We start from the raw sequence: 18,176 nt of genomic DNA, 5'->3' as shown, positions 1-18,176 counted from the left end.
CAATGAAGCTTCTCGTCTACGGCATCAATTTCGCACCCGAACTCACCGGCATCGGCAAGTACACAGGCGAGATGGTCGCCTGGCTGGCCGCCCAGGGACACGAGGTGCGCGTCGTCACCGCGCCGCCCTACTACCCCGACTGGGCGGTCTGGCCCGGCTACAACGGGGCGCGCTATACGACCGAAAGCTGGAACGGCGCGAAGGTCATCCGCACCCCGCTGTGGGTGCCGCGCAAGGTCACAGGCACACGCCGCCTGATCCATCTCGCGAGCTTCGCGCTCGGCAGCATTCCAGCGCTGCTGGCCCAGTGGCACTGGAAGCCGGACGTGGTCTGGGTGACCGAGCCGCCGCTCTTCTGCTCCCCGGCCGCGGTCGTCTTCGCGCGGCTGCGTTCGGCCAAGGCATGGCTGCACATCCAGGACTACGAGGTGGATGCGGCGTTCGAGCTCGGCCTGCTCAAGGGCCAGCGAGTGCGTTCGATGGTCGCCTCCATGGAACGCCGGCTCATGCGGTGCTTCGATCGCATCTCGACGATTTCCATGCGGATGATGGAGCGCGCGAACAGCAAGGGAACCGAGGATGCGCGCCTGGTCTCGCTGCCCAACTGGGCCGACGTCTCGGCGATTCGCCCGCTCACCGGCGAGAGCCCCTATCGCGCCGAACTGGGCCTGCCGCCCGATGCGGTGGTCGCGCTCTATTCGGGCAACATGGGCGCCAAGCAGGGGCTGGAACTGCTGGCCGAGACCGCATCGCTGCTTGCCGGCCACGCTGACATCCACTTCGTCTTTTGCGGCAACGGCGCCGGCCGCGCCGACCTCATCAAGCGCTGCGAAAGCCTATCGAACGTGCGCTTCCTCGATCTTCAGCCCATGGAGCGCCTGGGCGATCTCCTCGGGCTCGCGGACATCCATCTGTTGCCGCAGCGCGCCGACGCTGCCGATCTGGTGATGCCGTCCAAGCTCACGGGCATGCTGAGCAGCGGCAGGCCCGTGGTCGCGGGCGCCAGGCCGGAAACCGAGCTCGGCCAGGTCACAGCGAAATGCGGCATCGCGGTGCCGCCGGACGACCCGAAGGCCTTTGCCGACGCGGTGCTCTCGCTCGCCTCGCAGCCGGATCGCCGGCGCGAACTCGGCATCCGCGCGCGAACCTATGCGGAAGAGAACTTCGACCGCGACGCGGTGCTCAGGCAGTTCGAGCGCGATCTGAAGGCCTGCGTGGCGGACACGCGCCGCTGACACGGCCGCCCGGCGCGTGAACATGGCGGCCTGCCCGCCATGCGATCACGGACCGCGATCACTGCTCTTCGGGCAGGATGCTTTCGTAGTTGTAGTGGGTGTAGCGATAGCGGCCGTACTTCGAGGCCGACAGCGTCCGGCGGCCGAGATTCATCGCGTTCAACAGCACCCCGGTGGCCGCCTTGCCGCTCATCGCAAGGCGCCGCGTGCTCTCCTTGATTTCGCCCATGGTCGAGAGGTCGGCCCGCGCCACCAGCAGCACGGTGCCGGTGTGCGCGGCCACGGTGCTCGTGTCGGCGGCCACCAGCACGGGCGGCGAGTCGATCACCAGCAGGTCGTACTGCTCCGACAGGCGCTCCAGCGTGGTCTTGAACGAATCCGACACCAGCAGCTCGGCCGGGTTCGGGGGCAATTGGCCCGTCGCGAGGAAGTCGAGGTTCTGGACCACCTGCTTGTGGACCGTCTGCTGGATCGTCAGGCTGCCCGCGATCAGCTCGGACAGGCCGCCATGCCGCTGCAGCCCCAGGTACTGGTGCGTGTGGCCACGGCGCAGGTCCGCGTCGATGAGCAGCGTGCGCCGCCCGGCGGCTGCCATCAGCGCTGCGAAGTTGGCCGACACGAAGCTCTTGCCGACGCCCGGCGTCGGGCCCGTGATCAGCACGCGGTTGTTCGGGGACTCGAGCATCGCGAACTGCATCGCAGTGCGCAGGCTTCGCAGGCTTTCCACCGCGGGATCGTCGGGATGCTCGATCGCGAGCAGCCTCACACCCGTGGCGCCGCTCAGGCGCCGCTTGGCGATCGCATCCTGGTGCGAACTCACGGGAATGGACGAGAACACCGGCAGGCCGCTGTTGACCTCCACCTCGTGCGGATCGCGGATGCGGCGTTCGACGAAGGCATTGCGCAGGAAGGCCGCGACGATACCGAGGAACAGCCCCAGCGCGAGCGCCGCGCCGATGATCACCTTGCGGTTCGGCTTGATCGGGTAGAGCGGCACGACGGCCTCGTCGACCACGCGCACGTTGCCGATCTTGCCTTCCTTCACCAGGCGCAGTTGCAGGGCATTGTTGAGCAGCGACTGGTACAGCTCGGTGTTCACCTTCACGTCGCGCTCCATGCGCACCGCTTCCTGCTGCACTTCAGGCAACTGCTTGATGCGCTGCTGGATCTCGCCCAGATCGGTCTTCAGCGCGGCAATCTGTGCATCGAGCGTCTGGACCAGCGGATGGGCGGATGTAAAGCGCGCTTCGAGTTCGCGGCGACGCTGCTGGGCTTCCAGCAGTTTCGTCTGGCGATCGACCGACTGGGTGAGCGCCGTCGAAGCGGCCTGGCTGAAGTCCACCGTACCCTTCTGGTTGCGGTAGCGGTTGTAGACGTCTTCCGAGGCTTCGAGCTGCTTCTTGAACTGCGGCAACTGCACGTCGAGGAACGCCAGCGTCTTCTGCGCCTCCGCAGCCTTGCGTTCGATGTTCTGCCGCACGTACTCCGCGCCGACCGCGTTCAGGACGCGCGTGAGCTTGTACGGATCGGTGTCCTGGCGCGACACGTTGATGATCCCCGAGGCCCTGCCGCGCTCGAAGACGCTCAGGCTGTTCTGGAGCCCGATGATGGTGGGCAGCTTGGCCTGGGCTTGAAGATCGAATTCCGCGCCGGGCTTGCCCGCAAGTTCGGTGACCAGCAGCTCGATCGGCCCCTGGGTGCTGGTCGCCTTGAGCATCGTGCCGACCGTTCCGCCGAGCGGTTCGGCGAGCCCGGGCCCGGAGAGCGCATAGCGACCGCCCTCCTTCGCAGTGATGAGGAAACCAGCGCCTTCAAGCGCTTCCGGCACGTTGAACTTCGAGACCTCGATGCGCTCCTGGCCGGAGACGTAGCCGCCCTGGCCCAGGAATCCCGGATCCGACAGCGAGGTCGAGCGCCGCGCGAGCCAGCCGCCGATGTACGGGATGTAGCGCGGCGACGCGACGACGAAAAGATTGGCTGCCTCGGCCGCCTGCGTCGCGATCATCCGCGAGCGGAGGATTTCGATTTCCGCGCTGGCGGGCGCCCTCACGTCCACCAGCCCGCCCGCCTCGGCCAAGGCACCCTTGCCACCGCCGCCGCCTTCCGAGTTTTCGACCTGGATGACCATGGCGGACTCGTACACGGGCTTTTCGAGAAACGCGTAGATGAACCCGGCCACGAAGACCACGAGCGCGATGCCGGCGATCAACCACTTGTTGGACTGCAGCACCTCGAGGTATCGACCGATGTCGAAGTCCTCTTCCTCCGGCGTTTCGAACGCGCTGGGACCGGCCTTGGGGGTGAGAGTGGAGTTCATTAACTGGATACTCTGGAAATGCGTTGGGCCCATTGCTGGGCGCCCTCTTCGATGAGTGTGAGCGAGTGCAGGAAGGCATCCCGGCCGGCCTGGTACGGATCAAGCACGTCGCGATCGCTGAACTCGCCGAGACGAAACACCTTGCCTCGCGCAAACTGGTAGCGCTCCTCGATCGCACGGCGCTGTTCGCGGTCCATGACGAGGATCAGATCCGCGCGCTGGCACATCTGTGCATCGAGCTGCCGCGCCTGGTGATCGGCGATGTCGATGCCGCGCGCCTCCATGAGCTCGCGCGCCATGGGGTCGGCCGGCTTGCCGACGAGCGCCTGCAGCCCCGCGGAAGCGACTTGCGCGTTCGGCAGCGCAGCACCGAAGAGCCCTTGCGCCATCGGGCTTCGGCAGATGTTTCCCAGACAGACGACGAGAACGTTGCGAATGGTCACGATCAGCCCGTCATTGGTTGGTGCCCGGCCTGACGACCCCGCGGTAGGAGGTCCAGGTCGTCGCGGTCGGAAGGATCAGGTTGAGCACGCGGTTCCAGCGGACCAGTTGCACCGGATCGACGTAGACCACGTCCTTGGCACGCAGCGCGAACCCATCGGCCATCGCGATGGCCGTCGGCGTCTTCGCATCGAGGTGGAAGATCGACTGGCCGCCGGTCGGCTCGTTGCGGATCACGAAGATCTGCAGCGGATTGGCGGTGTTGAGGTTCACGCCACCCGCTTCCACCAGCGCATCGCTCAGGCTGAGCCGCCCGTTGCGCATCGGCACCCCGAGCTGATTGTTCACTTCGCCGAAGACGGCGACCTTGTTTTCGTCGCGACCGCGGATGTACAGCATGTCGCCCGGCTTCAGCGGGATCCGGCTCGGATCGATGCCCGCGTCCGCCATGGCGACCAGATTCAACTGCATCATCTTGCCGTCGCGCGTGAGGTCGACGGCAGAACGATCGCCGTTGGCGGTCAGGCCGCCCGCGCGATTGAGCGCCTCCGCGAGCGTCATCGGGATGTCGCTGAACACGATCACACCGGGTGCGCGCACTTCGCCTTCCAGGTAGGCGCGCTTGCTGCGGAAGGAGTTGACCCGCACGCTCAGCTGCGGATCACGGAAAACACGCGACAGACGCTTGACGAGCGCCTGCTCGACTTCCTCGATGGTCATGCCGTTCACGTTCAGCGTGCCGGCATAAGGAAAGCTCAACTGTCCGGTCGTCGACACGATGTAGCCGGGCGCCGCAGACACACTGCCGACATCTCCGCCGCCGCTCGATGGGGGCGTGCTGTAGACGATTTCCGGGTGATCGAGCACGAGGATGCCCAGCACGTCGCCCGGGCCGATCCGGTAGGGGCCGATATTGCCGATCAGCTTCCTTACCTCGGGGCCCACCGTCGTCTGCGCCGTCGCGGCGCGCTGTGCATGAATCAGCTCGGGCGTGATCTCCGTGATCGCACCCGCCGGCGGCGGATCAATCTCGTTCGTGGAGAAGCCCGAGGGAGAAACGGCCTTGGCGGCGTCACCGCTGGCGGAGGTGAAGCCCGGCCCCAGCGGCGCACAACCCTGAACCAGCAGGACAGCCGCTGCCAAGCAAGTGGCATGGAGGAAATAACGTTTCAAAAGCGACCCCGCATCGTGACCCTGAAATGAATACTTTTGCAAACAGTTACCACTGTACCTCAGGAAAGGTAGCGACTCAAACCCTTTGTCGGCTTAGTGCGTAAGGTGGATGAAGGCCTACGAGACAGTACGCCAAACGACCTCATCAAAAGGAGCAATTTGCCGACATACAGCGAATCGGGAGGCCTCCTTCTTCTGGTTCGGTGCTACAAATTCAGTAGCATCAATGCAGCACGGAGTATGGCTGCGTCAGGGATTTTCTGTCTGCGCAGCGCGCTTCCAGGCGGCGGAAGCCTGATCGGCGTCATCGCGCGCCTCGGCCAGCTGAGCGAGCGCCTGCCAGGCCCGCCGATGGAGATTGACGTCCTGCAAGCCGAGGCCCGCCTGTGTGAGCAACTGTTGCGCCTTGCCCCACAGCTGCCGCTTCATGCAGGCCATGCCTGCAAGGTACTGCAGATTGGCATCGCGCGGGTTGTTACGCTGGGCGGACTCGATGCGCGAAAGCCACTCCGCGTCCACCGAATCCAGCCCCGCCTCGAGGGCGCGCACCAGCTTGACGCGCAGCGACTCGCCCAAGCTTTGCGGCTGCTGGATCATCCGCTCCCAGATCGGCAAGAGCCACGCGCGGGCCACCGACAGATCGCCGCGCAGGGTGACCATGCGCTGGGCTGCGTGGATCGCGACTTCCGGAATCTGGCGCTCGCTCAGCTCGAACTCGTTCCAAGCGCGCAGGAGCTGCGCCGGGTCGTGCGCACCCGACAGCAGTTCGGTCGCCAGGCCGCGCACGATGCTCTGCGCCCCCGAGTCCGAGAAAGCGCGGTGCTTCGCCAGGAGACGCGCGGTTTCCAGCGCCTCCAGCGTCCGCCGGTCCTGCCGGGCAGCCTTCAGACGGATGCGCAGGGCCAGCGTGCGCCGCTGCGCGCCCAGCGGCAGCTCTTCCAGGCGCGCGAGCGCACCCGGCGCATCGCGATCGTCCAGCGCCCAGCGAGCGGCGCGCAACTGCACGCCCTCGCGGGTCTCCGGCGTCGCCATGGCGCCGCGCTCCGCGCTTTCGTTGAGCGCCTGCTGCAGATGCGCGTCGCGCGCCGGCCTGTCCTGCAGGGATTGCGCGCTCTCCGCCGCCAGCAGGTGCGCCATCACACGGACTTGCGGCGCGGCCGGCAGGTGGGCATCGAGCGCGGCCAGCGCCCGCTCCTGCACCAGCGCGGCCAATGCCGCCTTGCGGGCACGCGAGAAACGCCCCGCGAGGAGCTGCACCGCGGCATCGAGGAGCGAGGCATGCAAGGCGCGCTCCTTCTGCTGGAGTCGCCATTGCCGCGCCTGCTTCGGCAGCGAGAACAGGGCCGACAGCCCGCGTAGGGCCAAGTGCAGGAACACGAATGCCGCGAAAAGCAGGAGTAACACGAGGTTCAGCGACAGATCGACCCGCCATGGCGGCCAGAAGACGGTGATCGTCCCCTGGTTGTTGCCCGCGAATAGCGCCACCGCGGCCGCGATACCGAACAGTGCAAGTAGCCAGAGAGCCGCGCGCATGATCCCTAGCGTCCGGCAGCGGCCGTCGCCAGGGCCGCGAGAGTTTCATCGATACGCGGCGGCTCGGTGGTCTTCACCTGCGCCTGGATCTGCTGGAGCAGCGTGGCCGCGGCCTGCACGCGGCGCGATGCCGGATCGAAGTAGCGATTGAGCGACACCGACACCGCTGCGAGCTCGCTGCGCGCCGTTTCGACCTGGCGCGAGAGGATCGACAGGCGCGCATTGAGCAGCTTGAGCTTCAGGTTCTCGCGCAGGAAGAAGGTCTGGTCGGGCGTCAGCAGCACCGCTTCGGGGCGATCGATGCGGCCCACGCGCAGCAGCGCGCGCGCCTCGCCGCGGACCACCAGCAGGGCGCGTTCCCACCACGGCGCGCCCGGCGGGACCGGCTCGGCCTGCAGCGCATTGCCGCTTCCGCGCATCGCGACGGCGTTGATCACCGGCAGGTCGTCGAGATTGCGGATCAGCTCGTCGATCTTCTGGAGCGCCTCGCCCACGTCGGCGCTCGCCGATGCGCGCAGGCGGTCGGCATCGTGCTGCATCGCGCGCTGCAACGGCGCGAGCCTCGGCTGCGAGGCGCGCTCGATGCGCTGGTCGCCGGCCTTCAGTGTCGCCAGGAGTGGCTGGACGTTGCCCGTCACCTGCGCCTGCTGCAAGGCCGTCCGTACGGCGGCCTCGATGTCGACCACGAGGTTCTCGTCGCGCGAGCGCGAGAGGCTCTGCATGAGTTCTTCGAGCTGCGAGCGCTGGAGCACGACCTCGTTGAGGCGCGTTTCGGCCAGCGCGAGCCGCGCGGCCGTGTCGCGCACGACTTCGTGGGCCTGGCGCGCCAGGGTGCGGGCCTCGAGCGACTGCGCGAGGGCATCCGCGCTCTGACGCGCGAGCTGCTCCTGCATGCCGCTGACCTTCTGCCACAGCGCGATCGAGATCACGAGGGCCACCAGTGCGACGATCGCCAGGACGCCGATCAGCAACCTCGACAGCAAGGCGGCTGCGGCAGCAGGGCCGGCCATCGGGGCGGTGGGCGCCGCAGCGCGCATCGCGGGATCTGGCGCAGGCTCGATCAAGACAGAAGCGTCGCTCATTCGAAGGATTCTATCGACGCGACCAGCGACGACAGGGGCGGTGAGGACACGCGCACGCGGCCGAAGCCGGCGTCGCGTGCGGCTTGCGCGATGCGCTCGTGCGTCGCAAGCGCCCGTGCGGCGCGCCAGTCGGCCGCCGGCGCCAGCGTGCGCAGATTGGCGATCGCCTCCGAGCTGCTGAAGAGCCAGATGGCGGATCCGTCGGCGGCTTCTTCGATCACGTGACGCTCGGCCTCGCCGATGGCGGGCACGAGCCGGCGATAGGCCGCCACCGCGTCGCATGTCGCCCCCGCCTCGGCGATCTCGCGCGCCAGCCATACGCGGCCCACCGCCTGGCCGGCCGCATCGCCGCCTCGAACGATCAACACACGCACGCCGGGGCGCACCTGCGATCGAACCAGCGCCCAGAGTGCCTCCGAGTCGAACTGCACTGCATCGGCCGCCGGCGCGTCGATCGAAGACGCAGGCACGCCGGCCGCCCGCAGCCCTCGCACGGTGCCGGGGCCAGTCGCCCAGAAGCGGCAATGCGCGGCTGCGCCGATGCGCCCGACGCTCGCGCCACCGAGGAAATGCGTGGCCGCCGCGGCACTCACGAACATCAGCGCGTCGTAGCCGGCGATCCGCTGCCAGGCTTTTTCGACGGGGCTGCGGTCCTCCAGCGAAGCGATCTCGATCAACGGCAGGGCGATGGCATCGACTCCCGCGCCACGCAGGTCGGCCACCCACCGTGAGGCTTCGCGCGCAGGACGTGTGACGATCACGCGCTGTCGTGACATCTCAGCGCACGACCAGGCTGCGCGCGAGCCGCGACGCATGAGACTGACGCAGCTGAGGCCAGGAACCCCGCGGAACCGGCTTTGCCGGGCCGCCGGGGGTGCCCCCGGAGAGGGGGTGTCCGAGCCACAGGAAGTGGGCGAGGCTGGGGGTGAGCTTCATCCTACTGCGCACCGCCCGCGCGCAAGAGCCCGGCGGCGCTGTCGCCCAGCGCACCCGCCTGCGCGAAGTCCGCCACGTTCGCCTGCACGTGCACTCGCACCAGCGGCGCGGCGCCTTCCGGGTCGCCCCATGCGGCATCGATGCGCAGCTCGCTCGCCGACTGCCAGCGAGCATGCGCGGCCAGCGGCATCGAGCAACTGCCGCCCATGGCACGGCTCACCGCGCGCTCGGCAGCGGTGGCGAGCCCGTCGGGCCGGCTCGCCAATGGCGCAAGCAGATCGATCAGGTCGGCGCGGTCCGCGCGCACCTCGATGCCGAGCGCGCCCTGTCCGGCGGCGGGCAGCATCGCATCGGGTTCGAAGACCTGGCGGATGCGGTCTCCGAGGTCCAGCCGCTTGAGGCCCGCGGCAGCGAGCACGATCGCGTCGTACTGGCCTTCATCGAGCTTGCGCAGACGAGTGTCGAGATTGCCGCGCAGCGGTTCGATGCGAAGGTCGGGCCGCAGCGAGCGCAGCAGCACCACTCGCCGCAGGCTGGAGGTGCCAACCACCGCGCCTTGCGGCAAGGCATCAAGCGAGTCGAACCGCGGCGAGACGAGCGCGTCGCGCGGGTCCTCGCGCTCCAGCACGCAGGCCAGCGCAAAGCCCTCGGGCAGATCCATCGGTACATCCTTGAGCGAATGCACTGCGATGTCGGCGCGGCCTTCTTCGAGCGCGAGCTCGAGTTCCTTGACAAAGAGCCCCTTGCCGCCGACCTTGCTGAGGGAGCGATCCAGGATCTGGTCGCCGCGCGTCGTCATGCCCAGAAGGCTGACCGCGTGGCCCTTTTCTTGCAGGAGCGCCTTCACGTGCTCCGCTTGCCATATCGCCAGACGGCTTTCGCGTGTGGCGATCACGATGTTGCTCAAGACCGTTCCAGTGAGAGAGAAGTACCGCGGGGATGCTAGCATGTTGCGCCGCAGCAACGTTCGCCGCAGGCCTATTAGACGAGGAGAAGTTTTCGAGATGACGACGAGCCCCGCCCCAACCGCGCCCAAGCGGAAAGCCAACGACGAAGACCTGCCCCTGATCGCCGACATCCGCCTGCTCGGGCGCATCCTCGGCGACGTGATCCGCGAGCAGGAAGGCGAGGAGGCGTATGCGCTGGTCGAGAAGATCCGCACGCTCTCGGTGGCCTTCCGCCGCGACGCCGACCACGCTGCCGACCGCGCGCTCAAGAACCTGCTCAAGGGCCTGAGCGCGGCGGAGACGGTGAGCGTGATCCGGGCCTTCACCTACTTCAGCCACCTGGCGAACCTGGCCGAGGACCGGCACCAGATCCGCCGCCGGACCGAGGCCGAACGCGCCGGCGAAAGCGGCGATGGCAGCCTGGAAATCGCGCTCGCCCGCATCCGCAAGGCCGGCATCAAGCCGGAGGCCGTCGTGGAATCGCTGGCCCACAGCTATGTCTCGCCGGTCCTCACCGCGCACCCGACGGAAGTACAGCGCAAGAGCATCCTGGATGCCGAACGCGCGATCGCGCAATTGCTCGCGGCGCGCGACGAGATCGCGCTGCGCCAGCTCGCCTTCGCGGGCAAGAAGGACGCCCTGACGCCCCTCGAATACGCGGAGAACGAAGAGCAGATGCGCACCCGCGTCACGCAACTCTGGCAGACGCGGCTGCTGCGCTTTTCCAAGCTCACGGTCGCCGACGAGATCGAGAACGCGCTGAGCTACTACGAAGCCACGTTCCTGCGCGAGATCCCGCGCGTCTACGCCGACCTCGAGAAGGCTCTCGCGCACGGGGACACCGTGCCCTCCGTGGCGCCTTTCCTGCGCATGGGCCAGTGGATCGGCGGGGATCGCGACGGCAATCCCAACGTGACGGCCGAGACGCTCGAATACGCGCTGCGGCGCCAGGCCGAGCTGGCGCTGCGCCACTACCTGACCGAAGTGCACTACCTCGGCGGCGAGCTGTCGCTGTCGACCGCGTTGGTGGATGTATCGGTCGAGATGCAGGCCCTGGCCGAACGCTCGCCGGACAAGAACGAGCATCGCGTCGACGAGCCCTATCGCCTCGCGCTCACCGGCATGTATTCGCGCCTCGCGGCGACCTTGCGCGACCTCACCGGCGGCCAGGCCGCACGCCACGCGGTGCCGCCGCAGAACCCCTACCTGCATGCCGAGGAGTTCCTTGCCGACCTGCGCACGATCGAGGAATCGCTCGTCGACCAGCATGGCGCGGTGCTGGCCGCGCAACGGCTGCATCCGCTGATCCGAGCCGTGGAAGTGTTCGGCTTCCATCTCGCGACGGTGGACCTGCGCCAAAGCTCCGACAAGCACGAAGCCGTCGTCGCCGAATTGCTCGCGACGGCGCGCATCGAGCCCGGCTACGCCTCGCTCGACGAAGAGGCCAAGCAGGCGCTGCTGCTGCGCCTGCTCGACGACGCGCGCCCGCTGCGCGTGCCCGATGTGGAGTACTCCCCATTGGCAAAGAGCGAACTGGCCATCTTCGCCGCCGCCCGCACCGCCCGTGCGCGCTTCGGCGCAGCGGCCATCCGGCACTACATCATCAGTCACACCGAAACGGTCAGCGATCTGCTCGAGGCGCTCCTGCTGCAAAAGGAAGTCGGGCTTCTGCGCGGCACGCTTGCCGAGAACGCAACGTGCGACCTCATCGTGGTCCCCCTCTTCGAGACCATCGAGGACCTGCGCAACGCCGCGCCGATCGTGCGCGCCTTCTACGGACTGCCGGGCATTCATGCGCTGATCCAGCGCTCGGGCGCCGAGCAGGACGTGATGCTCGGCTACAGCGACAGCAACAAGGACGGCGGCATCTTCACCAGCAATTGGGAGCTCTATCGCGCGGGGCTGGCCCTGGTCGCGCTGTTCGACGAGCTGAACGCGGAGAGCCGCGTGCCGAGTCCCTCGCCGGGCCGCCCCAAGCGGGCGAGCGCCCCCTCGGGGGGCAGCGAGGACGCGTCAGCGCCGAGCGTGGGGGCCCCAATCCGCCTGCGCATGTTCCATGGCCGCGGCGGGACGGTCGGCCGCGGCGGCGGACCGAGCTACCAGGCCATCCTCGCGCAGCCTCCGGGCACGGTGCGCGGGCAGATCCGGTTGACCGAACAGGGCGAGGTGATCGGTTCGAAGTACGCCAATCACGAGATCGGCCGCCGCAATCTCGAAACGCTGGTCGCAGCCACGCTCGAAGCCACGCTTCTGCCGAGCGCAAAGGCCGCGCCGAGTACCTTCATGGCTGCCGCGGCAGAACTTTCATCGGCGAGCATGGCCGCCTACCGCGCGCTGGTGTACGACACACCTCACTTCGGCGACTACTTCTTCAGCGCCACGCCGATCCGCGAGATCGCGGAACTCAACATCGGCTCGCGGCCCGCATCGCGCAACCCGAGCCGCAGCATCGAGGACCTGCGCGCGGTGCCTTGGAGCTTCAGCTGGGGCCAGTGCCGGCTCACGCTGCCGGGGTGGTACGGGTTCGGCTCGGCGATCGAGAAGTTCCTCGGCAGCGCCGGCAATCCCGCCGCTCGCAAGGAACGGCAGGCGCTGCTGCAGCGCATGTATGCGCAGTGGCCCTTCTTCCGCACCTTGCTGTCGAACATGGACATGGTGCTTGCCAAGAGCGATCTCGCGCTGGCCTCGCGCTACTCGGAACTGGTTGCCGACCGCAAGCTGCGGCAGAAGGTGTTCTCGATGATCGACGCCGAGTGGCATCGCACCTCGGACGCGCTGGCGCTCATCACCGACGCGAAGCAGCGCCTGGAAGGCAATGCCGAGATGCAACGCTCGATCCGCCACCGCTTCCCGTACATCGATCCGCTGCACCACCTGCAGGTGGAGCTGATGCGCCGCTACCGCGCAGGACAGATCGACGAACGCCTGCAAAGCGGCATTCACATGTCCATCAACGGCGTCGCCGCGGGCTTGCGAAACACGGGTTGATAAGGAAGCTTCAGCGGGAGCACCCGCGGAACCGGCTCCGCCGGGCCGCCGGGTGCGCCCCCTCGAGGGGGTGCAGAGCCACACGAAGTGGGCGAGGCTGGGGGTGGTCCTTCTACTCCCCCAGCAATTCGCCGATGGGCTGCAGGTCCTCGACGTGGTCGCAGATGGCCTTGGCGACCATCATGATCGGGATGCCCAGCAGCAGCCCCCAGATGCCCCAGAGCCAGCCCCAGAAGATCACGCCGACGAACACCGCCACCGGATTCATGCGGCTCGTCCGGCTGGTGAGGATCGGCAGGAGCAGGTTGCCCACCAGGGTGTGGATCACGAGCGAACTGCCGCCCACCAGGAGTGCCATCTGCACGCTGTTGAACTGCATGAACGCGACCAGGCCCGCCGTCGCCATCACGATGACCGACCCGATGTAGGGGATGAGGTTCGTCACGCCGGCCACGATGCCCCACACGGCCGCGCTCTCCAGCCCGATGGCCCAGAACGCCAGTCCCGTCGCAAGACCGACGAGGGCGCTGGTCAGGATCTGAACCAGCAGGTAGCGCTCGATGTTCTTCGTGATGGCGTCGAGCACGTGCACGGTGATCTTCTTCTTCTGCAGGCTCGGACCGGTGATCTTGACCAGCTTGCGGCGGAAGGTGTCCCCCGAACCCAGGGCGAAGTAGGTGAGGAAGGCGATCAGCGTGAGCTGCCCCGCCGCCGCGATCAGGCCGACCGTGCCGCTCCAGAGGTAGTCCCTGACGTTGAAGGCCGGCCGCTCGATGACCACGCGCGCGACGCCCTTGCGGGCGGCGACCTTGGCCGAGTTCTCCTCGGCGGCCTGCTCGATCTGCGCGGCCGCCTTCTGCACGGTGTCGAGCGTGCTCGGGTCCTTGGCCCGGCCGTCGTCGCGCAGGGCGAGGCGCAGCTTCTGTGCCGCGACGGGCAGCGCATCGACGAGGTCCTGCGCGCTGCCGGAGAGCGAATAGCCCGTCCAGCCCATCGCGCCGCCGACGGCGAGCAGGATCACGGCAGAGCCGATCCAGCGCGAAACCTTCCATCGTTCGAGCACATCGACCAGCGGCGACAGCGCATAGGTCAGCATCAGGCTCACCATCAGAGGGATGAACACCGCCGCGGCCCAGTGCAATGCGAACACGCTTCCAAGCACCGCGAGGGCCACCAGAGACGCGCTGCGCACGTCCACCGGCATGTGCAGCAGCACGCGGTCAGGCTCGGCGGGCTCCTGGGGCGCCTCGTCCCTGGCTTCGGAGCTGTCGCCGTCGCTCATCGCGGCTCCTTCAGCACCTCGCGAACGCTCGGAAGCTGCCGCCTCGACACCACGACCGGCTCCGGGATGCCGTCGAGCCGCAGGGCCCAGCCTTCCGCCTCCTCGCCGTCTTCGTATTTCTCGAGCGCGCGGATCGCGGACCGCGCCACCAGCGCGTTGCGATGCACGCGCACGAAACGCTTCGGATAGCGCTCCTCGAGGTCGGAAAGCGAGCCATCGAAGATGTGGCTGCGCTGAGCGGTGCGCACCGTCAGGTACTTGAACTCGGACTTGAGATAGAGCACTTCCGACAGCGGCACACGCTCGGTCCGGCCGCGATCGAGGATCAGCAGCGCGTCCTGGGGCTCCTGCGCGGCGGCCGGCTGACGCTCGTGCAGATGGCGCGCGACCTTCTGCAAAGCCTGCTGGAGCCGTTCGACGCGCACCGGCTTCGTCAGGTAGTCGACCGCCTCGAGTTCGAAGGCCGTCACCGCGTGCGCCGCATAGGCGGTGACGAAGATCACGGCCGGCGCATCCGGCCGGCTGCGCAGGTGGCGCGCGAGCTCGAGGCCATCGATGCCGGGCATGTGGATGTCCAGCAGCACGAGATCGAGACGCTGCGCGCCAAGCTGCTCCAGGGCGGCTTCGCCATTTGCCGCTTCGCCGACGATGTCGGCGGCCGGCGAGCGGCAATCGGCCAGGAGCGCGCGCATCCGGGAGCGCGCCAAGGCTTCGTCATCCACGATCAAAGTGCGAAGAGGATTCATGGTTCAGCTGGAATGGCAATGCGCACGCGATAGTGCTTCTGGTCGAGGCCGGCGCTGAACTGCGCCCGCATGTCGTGCAGGAGATGCAGGCGGTCGCGCACATTGCCCAATGCGATGCCGTGGCCGCGCGGCAAAGGTTCGTCGGCCCAGCGCAGCGGGGGCAGGCTGTTGATGACCTCGATCAGCACCATGCTGCCGCGACGCTCTGTGCGGATGCGCAGTTTGGCGCCCTCGGGGCTCGGCTCCACGCCATGCTTGACGGCGTTTTCCACCAGCGGCTGCAGCAGCAGCGGCGGCAGGCGCGCGCCGTTGGCATCCGGGTCGATGTCCCAGCGCACGCGCATCCGGTCGCCGAAGCGCACCTGTTCGATGGCAAGGTAGCGCTCCGCGAGCGCGATTTCGTCGGCCAGCGTGACCGACTCGCCGGGATCCGCCAGCGCCTGACGGAAAAGTTCGCTCAGGTCCTCCAGCATGGCCTCGGCCTTGGCCGGCTCGTGCCGCACCAGCGCGATGGCGCTGTTGAGCGTGTTGAACAGGAAGTGCGGTCGGATGCGCGACTGAAGTTCTTCCAGGCGCGCAGTGGTCGCCGCCGGTGTCCGCCCCCGTGCGCGCAGCGCCAGCGCGGCGACGATCAGACTCGCGAACAGTGCACCGGCCAGGGCACTCGCCACCCATGCCGAGGCCGCGATCACGCCCGTCAGCCGCAGCAGACCGCAGCCATAGAGCCCCGCCACCGCGCCGAGCAGCGCACCGGCCCCGTACTGCGCCCGCAGGGGCAGGCGGCCGAGGGGCTTCTTGAGAGCGCATCCCACGAGCAGCCAGAGCAGGGTCGCCGGCAGCGCGCCACCGGTCACGGTCGCCGCCCGCAGCAACCATTCGGACGGCGAGGCCGCGAGAAACAGCGTGGCGACCGCCACCACCACTTCCACGAAAAGCACCGCGCGCAGCACGACGCCGATCTGGCAGGCATCGAAGACCACCGAGCCCAGGGGCGCGGACACGGAAGCGGCCGCGGTCGGGGCCGAAGCCGGTTTCGTCCTGGACGATGGCGAAGGGGTGGCCGATAAAATCGACGGGTTGCGCATCAATGAAACACTGGGTGACCAACCCATTATTGCCTCCCGGCCGTCCCCCATGACCCAAAACCAACTCGACAAGAAATCCGAAGCCTGGTCCGCCCTGTTCTCCGAACCCATGAGCGACCTCGTCAAGCGCTACACCGCGAGCGTGTTCTTCGACAAGCGTCTGTGGCAGGCAGATATCGAGGGCTCGCTGGCGCATGCCGGAATGTTGGCGGCCCAAGGCGTCATCGGCGCGCAGGACCACGCCGCAATCGAGCGCGGGATGAAGCAGATTCGCGAGGAAATCGAATCCGGACAATTCGAGTGGAAGCTCGACCTGGAAGACGTGCACCTCAACATCGAGGCCCGCCTCACGCAACTCGTGGGCGATGCCGGCAAGCGCCTGCACACCGGCCGCAGCCGCAACGACCAGGTCGCCACCGACGTGCGCCTCTGGCTGCGCGGCGAAATCGATCTGATCGGCGGGCTCCTGACCGATCTGCAGAAATCGCTGCTCGACCTCGCCGAGAAGAACGTGGACGTGATCCTCCCCGGCTTCACGCACCTGCAGGTGGCGCAGCCGGTGAGTTTCGGCCACCACATGCTGGCCTACGTCGAAATGTTCTCGCGCGATGCCGAACGCATGGGCGACGTGCGCAAGCGGGTGAATCGCCTGCCGCTGGGGGCCGCCGCCCTGGCCGGCACGAGCTACCCGCTGGACCGCGAAGCCGTGGCCAAGGCGCTGGGCATGGACGGCGTCTGCCAGAACAGCCTGGATGCGGTGAGCGACCGCGACTTCGCGATCGAATTCACCGCGGCGGCCTCGCTGGCCATGGTGCACATCAGCCGCCTGAGCGAGGAACTGGTGCTCTGGATGAGCCAGTCCTTCGGCTTCATCGACATCGCGGATCGCTTCTGCACCGGCAGTTCGATCATGCCGCAGAAGAAGAACCCCGACGTTCCCGAACTCGCCCGCGGCAAGACCGGGCGCGTGGTCGGCCACTTGATGGGCCTCATCACCCTCATGAAGGGCCAGCCGCTGGCTTACAACAAGGACAACCAGGAAGACAAGGAGCCGCTGTTCGACACGGTCGACACGCTCAAGGACACGCTGCGCATCTTCGCGGAAATGGTCGGCGGCATCACCGTCAAGCCGGAGGCCATGGAGATGGCGGCGCTGCGCGGCTACGCCACCGCGACCGATCTGGCCGACTACCTGGTCAAGAAGGGCCTGCCATTCCGCGACGCGCACGAAACCGTGGCGCACGCGGTCAAGGCCGCGATTTCACACAAGGTCGACCTGTCGGAGCTGCCGCTGGCCGTGCTGAAAGGCTTCAACGAGGCGATCGAGAAGGATGTCTACGACGTCCTGTCCCTGCGCGGCTCGCTCACCGCGCGCAACATCCTCGGCGGCACCGCGCCTGCCCAGGTCCGCCAGCAGATTGCCCGGCATCGCGCCCGCCTCGTCTGAGGAATACGCCATAGGCAGGAGGAACACCATCCGTCGGGCGTGTTCCCAAATGTAAAAATGTAGTGCTAAAGTTTGGCACGATTTGCGCTTTCTTCGAAGCAGCAATCGATCCGAGCCTATGGAAAAACCCCGCTGCGTCGTCGTCATCCTGACCTTCAATTCCGCTTCGATCATTCGCGAAACGGTTGCCCAGGCGAAGAAGGTGAGCCCTCACGTGTACGTGGTGGACTCCCATTCCTCGGACGAAACTCCCGCCATCCTGGCCGAGCTGGGCTGCACCGTGGTGCAGCGCCCGTTCTCCAATTACAGCGACCAGCGCAACTGGGCGATCTCGCAGATCGAGCAGGACTACCAGTGGCAGTTGCACCTGGATGCCGACGAAGTGCTCGACGACCGGGCGGTCGCCGAGATCGGTGCCCTGCTTTCGGGCCAACCCGCGTTCGATGCCTATCTGATCCGCCGCTGCGACTACTTCATGGGCAAGCGCCTGCGCTTCAGCGGTGTGAACCCGTGGCATCTGCGCCTGTTCCGCTCGGGCGTCGGGCGCTGCGAGGCACGGCTCTACGACCAGCATTTCATCAGCACCGCCAAGGCCGGCCGGCTGCGCGGCTTCATGCACGACAAGAACGCCGCCAAGCTCACCGACTGGATCGCGAGCCACAACCGCTGGAGCGACGCCGAGGCCAAGGAAAAGCTCGGCCCCGCATCTGCTTCCGCCAGCGTGCTTCAGCCGAGACTGATGGGCGACGCGCGCGAGCGCACCCGCTTCATCAAGGAGATCTACTACAAGCTGCCGACGGGCCTGCGCTCGCTCGGCTACTTCGTCTACCGCTATGTGTTCCGGCTCGGCTTCCTCGACGGGAAGACCGGTTTCTACTTCGCCTTTTTCCAGGCCCTTTGGTTCCGGATGCTGGTCGACGCGAAGATGTACGAGAAGCGCCAGCAACAGCAACCCCAGATCTGA

The 18,176-nt window shown here is 67.4% G+C and carries 14 protein-coding genes; 4 read left to right on the top strand and 10 right to left on the bottom strand.

What is annotated here, in order from left to right; genetic code table 11:
- Positions 1-2: 2 nt before the first annotated feature.
- The gene (locus WKW77_RS30010; RefSeq protein WP_340360546.1) at positions 3-1,235 is read left to right on the top strand and encodes a glycosyltransferase WbuB; all 1,233 of its coding nucleotides are present in this window, start codon (positions 3-5) and stop codon (positions 1,233-1,235) included.
- A 58-nt stretch (positions 1,236-1,293) separates the two neighbouring features.
- Here WKW77_RS30010 and WKW77_RS30005 read toward each other — a convergent pair whose 3' ends face one another.
- The 7 genes from WKW77_RS30005 to hemC all read right to left on the bottom strand — a co-directional run bounded on the left by WKW77_RS30005 (position 1,294) and on the right by hemC (position 9,666).
- Positions 1,294-3,552: a polysaccharide biosynthesis tyrosine autokinase gene (locus WKW77_RS30005; protein ID WP_340360545.1), complete on the bottom strand. Its 2,259-nt coding sequence runs from the start codon at positions 3,550-3,552 to the stop codon at positions 1,294-1,296.
- A complete protein-coding gene (locus WKW77_RS30000) occupies positions 3,552-3,989 on the bottom strand; it encodes a low molecular weight protein-tyrosine-phosphatase (RefSeq protein WP_422823296.1) in 438 nt (145 codons plus the stop codon). Before WKW77_RS30000 ends, WKW77_RS30005 begins: the two co-directional genes overlap by 1 nt.
- A gap of 16 nt (positions 3,990-4,005) precedes the next feature.
- On the bottom strand, positions 4,006-5,136 hold the full coding sequence (locus tag WKW77_RS29995; protein WP_340360543.1) for a polysaccharide biosynthesis/export family protein: 1,131 nt from the start codon (positions 5,134-5,136) through the stop codon (positions 4,006-4,008).
- Between the two features lie 279 nt (positions 5,137-5,415).
- Positions 5,416-6,699 carry a heme biosynthesis protein HemY gene (locus WKW77_RS29990; protein WP_340360542.1) on the bottom strand — a complete coding sequence of 428 codons (1,284 nt, stop codon included), beginning with the start codon at positions 6,697-6,699 and terminating at the stop codon, positions 5,416-5,418.
- 5 nt (positions 6,700-6,704) lie between these two features.
- Positions 6,705-7,781, bottom strand: coding sequence for a uroporphyrinogen-III C-methyltransferase (locus tag WKW77_RS29985; RefSeq protein ID WP_422823295.1), 1,077 nt, complete (start codon positions 7,779-7,781; stop codon positions 6,705-6,707).
- Positions 7,778-8,557 (bottom strand): uroporphyrinogen-III synthase, encoded by a 780-nt coding sequence (locus WKW77_RS29980; RefSeq protein WP_340360541.1) that lies wholly within the window; start codon positions 8,555-8,557, stop codon positions 7,778-7,780. Before WKW77_RS29980 ends, WKW77_RS29985 begins: the two co-directional genes overlap by 4 nt.
- 161 nt (positions 8,558-8,718) lie before the next feature.
- Positions 8,719-9,666, bottom strand: a complete 948-nt coding sequence (hemC, locus tag WKW77_RS29975) for a hydroxymethylbilane synthase (protein WP_340360540.1) — start codon at positions 9,664-9,666, stop codon at positions 8,719-8,721.
- 55 nt (positions 9,667-9,721) lie between these two features.
- Between hemC and WKW77_RS29970 the strand changes: the two genes are divergently transcribed.
- Entirely contained in the window at positions 9,722-12,652 is a 2,931-nt protein-coding gene (locus tag WKW77_RS29970) for a phosphoenolpyruvate carboxylase (protein WP_340360539.1), read from the top strand.
- A gap of 112 nt (positions 12,653-12,764) precedes the next feature.
- Here the strand turns inward: WKW77_RS29970 and WKW77_RS29965 are convergent, their stop codons facing one another.
- The 3 genes from WKW77_RS29965 to WKW77_RS29955 are packed head-to-tail and all read right to left on the bottom strand — an operon-like array spanning position 12,765 to position 15,765.
- The gene (locus WKW77_RS29965) at positions 12,765-13,934 is read right to left on the bottom strand and encodes an AI-2E family transporter (RefSeq protein ID WP_340360538.1); all 1,170 of its coding nucleotides are present in this window, start codon (positions 13,932-13,934) and stop codon (positions 12,765-12,767) included.
- Positions 13,931-14,680 (bottom strand): LytR/AlgR family response regulator transcription factor, encoded by a 750-nt coding sequence (locus WKW77_RS29960; protein ID WP_340360537.1) that lies wholly within the window; start codon positions 14,678-14,680, stop codon positions 13,931-13,933. The genes WKW77_RS29965 and WKW77_RS29960 overlap by 4 nt, the downstream gene beginning before the upstream one ends.
- Complete coding sequence (locus WKW77_RS29955; RefSeq protein ID WP_422823294.1) at positions 14,677-15,765, bottom strand: sensor histidine kinase; 1,089 nt, start codon at positions 15,763-15,765, stop codon at positions 14,677-14,679. The genes WKW77_RS29960 and WKW77_RS29955 overlap by 4 nt, the downstream gene beginning before the upstream one ends.
- Before the next feature lie 49 nt (positions 15,766-15,814).
- On the opposite strand from WKW77_RS29955, the gene argH reads away from it, so the two are divergent.
- Both argH and WKW77_RS29945 read left to right on the top strand, forming a co-directional pair.
- Positions 15,815-17,212 carry an argininosuccinate lyase gene (gene argH / locus WKW77_RS29950; RefSeq protein WP_340360535.1) on the top strand — a complete coding sequence of 466 codons (1,398 nt, stop codon included), beginning with the start codon at positions 15,815-15,817 and terminating at the stop codon, positions 17,210-17,212.
- Positions 17,213-17,330: 118 nt separating this feature from the next.
- On the top strand, positions 17,331-18,176 hold the full coding sequence (locus tag WKW77_RS29945; protein ID WP_340360534.1) for a glycosyltransferase family 2 protein: 846 nt from the start codon (positions 17,331-17,333) through the stop codon (positions 18,174-18,176).

Origin of the sequence: Variovorax ureilyticus, from assembly GCF_037889935.1 — a bacterium.
Taxonomy (GTDB): Bacteria; Pseudomonadota; Gammaproteobacteria; order Burkholderiales; family Burkholderiaceae_C; genus Variovorax; species Variovorax ureilyticus.
The sequence above is the reverse complement of the archived record's forward strand: the minus strand, read 5'-3'. Positions and strand labels throughout refer to the sequence as shown.